Here is a 2328-nt window from a genome sequence, read left to right on the forward strand (position 1 = left end):
AATAACTCGAGTTTTAAATTATCGCTTTATCCCTTGTTAATAAAGGGTTGAGGCGTTTTTTGTTGTTGAAAGAAATTTTTGGCATGAAAAAGATCGGTCATATTAGACCAAGTTTTTTGATAGTGTTATATTAATAGCAAATAAAAAAGAAGTCGCCCACTCCCCGACCAAAGTTTGTGCGCGACAACCATTCAAATTCAAAAATTAAAACAGGAGTTGTTTTTATGATTTTGTATATTTAGATATTAAACGATATTTGATTATACTTCAACATTTACATTTGACGTTTGGATGGGCGGCTTCTTAAAAAACAAATTAAGGAGTCGATTTTTTATGAGTAAAAATAATAAGCGTGTAAATTACTTAAATCATTGTAAAAATAACGATTTAGATATTTTTTCTAAAACCGGCTACTCTAATAGCCGGTTAGGAGTGCATTCTGTGCACCCACAAAATCCTAAATTAAGTTTTGACGCTATGACAATAGTTGGAAATCTCAGTCGTGACAACGCTCAAAAGCTATCGTCATTTATGAGTATCGAACCACAAATTCGACTTTGGGATATACTACAAACGAAATTTAAAGCTAAAGCACTACAGGAAAAAGTTTATATTGAATACGACAAAGTAAAAGCAGATACATGGGATAGACGTAATATGCGTGTTGAATTTAATCCGAATAAACTTACGCATGAAGAAATGCTTTGGTTAAAACAAAACATTATCGACTACATGGAAGATGACGGTTTTACAAGAATAGATTTAGCTTTTGATTTTGAAGATGATTTAAGTAATTATTATGCAATGACTGATAAAGCAGTTAAGAAAACTGTATTTTATGGTCGTGACGGGAAACCAGAAACAAAATATTTTGGCGTTCGTGATAGTGATAGATTTATTAGAATTTATAACAAAAAACAAGAATGTAAAGATAACGCAGATGTCGAAGTTATGTCTGACCACTTATGGCGTGTAGAAATTGAACTTAAAAGAGACATGGTGGACTACTGGAATGATTGTTTTAATGATTTACATATCTTGAAACCAGATTGGACTTCGCTAGAAAAATTAAATGAACAAGCAATGGTTTACATGTTAATTCATGAAGAAGGCAAATGGGGAGAATTGAATAAAAGAACTAAATATAAATATAAAAATTTAATTAAAGAAATATCTCCAGTTGATTTAACAGAATTAATGAAATCGACTTTAAGAGAAAATGAAAAACAATTACAAAAGCAAATAGAATTTTGGCAGACAAAAAGTAAGAAGCTATTTTAAAAATGGCTACCATTTGGCTCCCTTTTAGCTCCCAAATAGCTACATTATTAGGTAGCCATTTGGGAGCTATTTTTGATTTTAGGTATCCATATGGTAGCCATTTTTGGTTTTGTGTAGCTATTCGGTATCTTTTGTGTAGCCGTTCGGGAGTCATATAACAATTTTTATCGCATAAATAGGAATCCCATTTGACACTGTCAAATCAATATTTTGCACAGAAATGGCTACCGAATGGCTACATACGGAGACATTTCTGTGCAGGATTCCTCTTATGCTCTTTAAAATACAAGAGTTACATTATACACCTATTTTTTAAGGCTTTAGCTTTTTATTAAGAAGAATAACCGAGATAGAAAAACATATTTCGTATTCTAAAAGATTTAGAAAATGAATTTTAAAATGATTTATCGTCTCTCTGTTGAACAAAAAAAGTTTTTAGTTATTTTTTATACGTGGAATGATTAAATGTCCTAGAAAGGGCTTAAAATGCAAAATAAAGGAACCACTCAAAAATGAGTGGTCTGGAGAATAGCTATCATACTGTGCGATTGAAAATGAGGACTGTATTAAGCATATCACACACATTTATGCCGAGAAAATTTATTGATGTTGAGAAGAACCCTTAACTAAACTTGGAGACGAATGTCGGTATAGCGTGAGCTATTAAGCCGACGATTCGACAAGTTTAGGGATTGTTAAGGGTTCAGAGGCTCAACGTCAATAAAGCAATTGGAATAAAGCATTAAAAAATAGCCACTCAATTTTTGAGTAGCTATGTGTTGGGCGAAGAACTATTACATGTTAAAAGAATTAATGATGTTTGAGGATAATGCTATATTTTCACTTTAACATTTATTTAATTACAGTGCATTCAAAAGTATTTAATGCTGATATTTTTTGGCTTTTTTGAAACGAGTAAAACGAGTTTCTTCTTGTCTTGATACTATATATAAATAACTCGAGTTTTAAATTATCGCTTTATCCCTTGTTAATAAAGGGTTGAGGCGTTTTTTGTTGTTGAAAGAAATTTTTGGCATGAAAAAGATC

At 31.4% G+C, this 2328-nt stretch carries 1 protein-coding gene; it reads left to right on the forward strand.

The genetic code is table 11. From position 1 onward, the window contains the following. The first annotated feature begins 291 nt into the window (after positions 1 to 291). A complete protein-coding gene (locus ABTY61_RS41810; protein ID WP_502895547.1) occupies positions 292 to 1281 on the forward strand; it encodes a hypothetical protein in 990 nt (329 codons plus the stop codon). The last annotated feature ends 1047 nt before the right edge of the window (positions 1282 to 2328 follow it).

Source organism: Kitasatospora sp. NPDC096128 (assembly GCF_040303105.1).
Classification (GTDB): domain Bacteria; phylum Actinomycetota; class Actinomycetes; order Streptomycetales; family Streptomycetaceae; genus Kitasatospora.